3 protein-coding genes are annotated in these 3,283 nt (G+C 41.4%); 1 reads left to right on the forward strand and 2 read right to left on the reverse strand.

From position 1 onward, the window contains the following. Nucleotides 1-131 precede the first annotated feature (131 nt). Nucleotides 132-452, forward strand: a complete 321-nt coding sequence (locus GXZ17_RS08460) for a type II secretory pathway protein (RefSeq protein WP_409376852.1) — start codon at nt 132-134, stop codon at nt 450-452. A gap of 499 nt (nt 453-951) precedes the next feature. On the opposite strand, the gene GXZ17_RS08465 is transcribed toward GXZ17_RS08460, so the two are convergent. Beyond that, nucleotides 952-1,902 carry a sugar-binding transcriptional regulator gene (locus GXZ17_RS08465; protein ID WP_409376853.1) on the reverse strand — a complete coding sequence of 317 codons (951 nt, stop codon included), beginning with the start codon at nt 1,900-1,902 and terminating at the stop codon, nt 952-954. 179 nt (nt 1,903-2,081) lie between these two features. Continuing rightward, the coding region (locus GXZ17_RS08470) for an FGGY-family carbohydrate kinase (RefSeq protein ID WP_409376854.1) at nt 2,082-3,283 on the reverse strand (1,202 nt) is incomplete at its 5' end.

Consider the following 3,283-nt stretch of genomic DNA (forward strand, 5'->3'; position numbering starts at 1 on the left):
TATGGTCTTAGTAATAGTGACAGGAAGTAAATATTAACCTATGGTCCCATGCCGGAACCAATGGAAACATTGTCCGGAACCATTGGAACCAACTCTCCGGACAGGGTGGTTCCGGCAACCGGAATATTCTGGTGGGACAAACTGAGGTTAGAGATAAACTCAGAAAGCCAGTCTACACTGCTATAGCTCAGCGCCTTGACTTGCACTGTCATCTGGCTCACTTTGATGAAGCTGGTACCAGGTCTTACCTCTTACACCATCTCCACTATGCTGAGTCTCCCTCTGATATCTTTTCAGATGAAGCGATAAAGGAGATTTTTCGCTATTCAGCTGGTAGTGCCCGATTGATTAACAAAGCCGCTACCCATTGTTTGATGTATGGGGAACAACATCAGAAAAAGATCATTGATGACCATATAGTTAGGTATGTGATAGAAAAAGAACTCCTGTAAGTTGACTTTGAGGACTGAGGTATTCTCAGGGAAGAGTATCTCAGTCCTCTCTTATTCTTGGACACAACATCTAGCAGTTAGAGGACATTTTATCCTGGTAATTGCCAGACAAAATAGCCTGGTAGAAACACTTATAACTCCGACTATAGGGGAAAACCCCCTATTCCCCCCTTATGGGTGAAGGTGAAATTCCCACAAGCTTGTCACCTCTGAATGTTTCTATCAGGGGTATAAACAAAAGCATCTCTCAGCAAAAATCTTTGGATTCCCGATTAAAGATTTCGAGAATGACGGATGAGGCAGATTGCCGGCTAAATTTCGGGAATGAAAAAAACAACCTGCGGCGCTAAAAGCAAAAACATGAAAGCAGAACAAAAAGACAAAACCCACTGAGGGACACTTTCTCCCTCAGTGGGTGGAACAACGATCCCAGGAACTCCCGGACCAACAGGAGAAAAAAAGCCCTTCAGGATTATCATGTTTTTTGCAGCTAACAACCTTAATCTTTTTTCACTAAATCACGGGCGGTCAACTCATCAGTTATGAGCACATTAATTAATTTACCTCGCAATGCTCCTAAAATCGGCTCCAACTTACTTTTTCCTCCAGCTACACCGATAACTACAGGTATTTTTTTTAAATCTTCCAAACTAATAGAAATCCTTCTTTTATCAGCTGAGCTCTCCACCTGATTACCCTCAATATCGTAGAAATTACCACAAATATTACCTACCGCTCCCTCTCTCAGAAGCTCTTCTCGCTCTTGAGGATAAATTTCTCCCGTATCCATAAGGGTAGAAACAGGAGAGACTCCACCAATCCCTACCAAAGCAATATCCACTGTTTTAGCCAAATCCATAACTCGTTTTATCTTCTCCTGGTTTTCAATAGCCTCTTTGGCTTGAGGATCCTGAGCAAAAGCAGGAGCTAAAAGATAAACTACGTCCCCCTGAAAAGCTTCAGCAATTTTTCGAGCCAATTCAACGGCCATTACTTCCCCTTTTAACTTACCATATCCTCCCATGATTTGGATAACCCGCAGACCCATAACCGGATTATCAGGTAAAAAATTAGTCATTTCAAATAAGGTCCGACCGTAAGCCACTCCTAAAGAAATATAAGGTTCGACTTTTTCCTTGAGGTAAGAAGCAGCTAATTGAGCTACTTTTTTCACTACTAATTTTTCTTCTGTGGCAAAAACCCGAGCTACCTCTACTTCTTTCAAACCAAAATCTTCTCGGAGGGCGTCCTCTATCTCTGAGTCAACCCGAGAAGACCCTTCTACTCTAATTTGAACTATTCCCTCTTCTCTAGCTCTTCTTAAAATTCTCCACACTTTCTGTCGGGAAAGACCTAATATCTCGCCAATTTTATCTTGGGTAAGCTCATCATAATAATACATTCGAGCAACTTCACCCATCAAGTCATATTCACTATAATCATCAACCACTGTTTACCTCCCTAATTATAGTTAACCATAAAAATCATTATAACTCCTCCCCTCCACGGAAGATAGTAGAACTCTCTTTAGCCGGGAACCTAAAGATTATAAAAAACCTCCGAACGTTTGATAGAAACACGCAGGGATGACGGATGAGAGTAATAAGGGAAATTCCCTTATTGCCCCGCTTATTTTATAAAGTCTTTACCCGAATAACTACCAATTTTCCCTATCGGTTGATCGTTTACACTCCATATATCTTCTACTTTAACTCTTAGCTCCCGGTAGACCTCAAATTTATCCTGGTAAAACTGATGATTTACTAAATCAGGATAAAAAACTCGATTGACTTCAAAAGTGGCTTGATGAGCTTCTGGCAAGCTAGAGAAAAGCCCTACTCCCACTCCAGCTATCAAAGCTACCCCCAAAGCTCCCAACTCTTGAGTTTTTGGTACCACCACTTTAGTAGCTAAAGCGTCTGCAATCAGTTGACACCAAAAAGGGCTTTTGGACCCACCACCGGCGAGCTTCATTTCTTCAAAAGATAAGGAAAAAGCCTGAAAACAATCCATAACTGAAAATATTACCCCTTCGTACACTGCTCGCAAGAGATGAAACCTGGTATGATTATAGCGTAAACCAAAGAAAACCCCCTGCGCATGAGGATTAATAAAAGGAGCTCTTTCCCCTCCCGGACTAATGTAAGGAAGAAATATCACCCCTTCCGATCCGGGCGGGATCTTTTGGACTTCGTCTTCTAAAAAAGAAAATAATGAACTTTGTTCAGAATAAGATTCCTTTTGATCGGTTAAAAACCGGGCTATGAACCAGTCTAAACTCAAGGTTCCCGCCATAGTTCCCATTGCCCGAAGATAAGCATCTTTTAAGGGATAAGAGACAGTAATCCCCACTCCTGGGGGTTCAAAAAGTCGACTGGATTTCTTGCTCAAAAAAGCGTTAAAACAAGTAGTGCCTAAAATAGAATAAACTTGGTCAAATTCCAAAATTCCCAAAGCAATAGCACAAGAAGCTACATCTACGACGCCATTAACTACCGGAGTACCTACCTCAAGCCCAGTAACTGCGGCTGCTTCCTTTCCCACTTTTCCTATAACTGCAAAAGCACTTTCTAAGGGAGGAATAATTTTCTCTAACCCAGAGAGATCAAACATCTCCAATAGGGGAAGAGTTTCTCCCTCTATAGGCTGAGGGAACATAAATAAATCGGAAGAATCAGTAGTTATGGCCCCGGTCAATTTAAATTTTATCCAATCTTTAGCAAACACAAGATACTTAGCCTTTTCTAAGACTTCTGGTTGGTATTTTTTTAACCAGGCAAGAATAGCTATTGGCGACCCGGTGAAGAGACAGTTGCTGGTCATATTAAAAA

The organism is Candidatus Sordicultor fermentans, from assembly GCF_012728195.1.
Taxonomy (GTDB): domain Bacteria; phylum Atribacterota; class Atribacteria; order Atribacterales; family Caldatribacteriaceae; genus Sordicultor; species Sordicultor fermentans.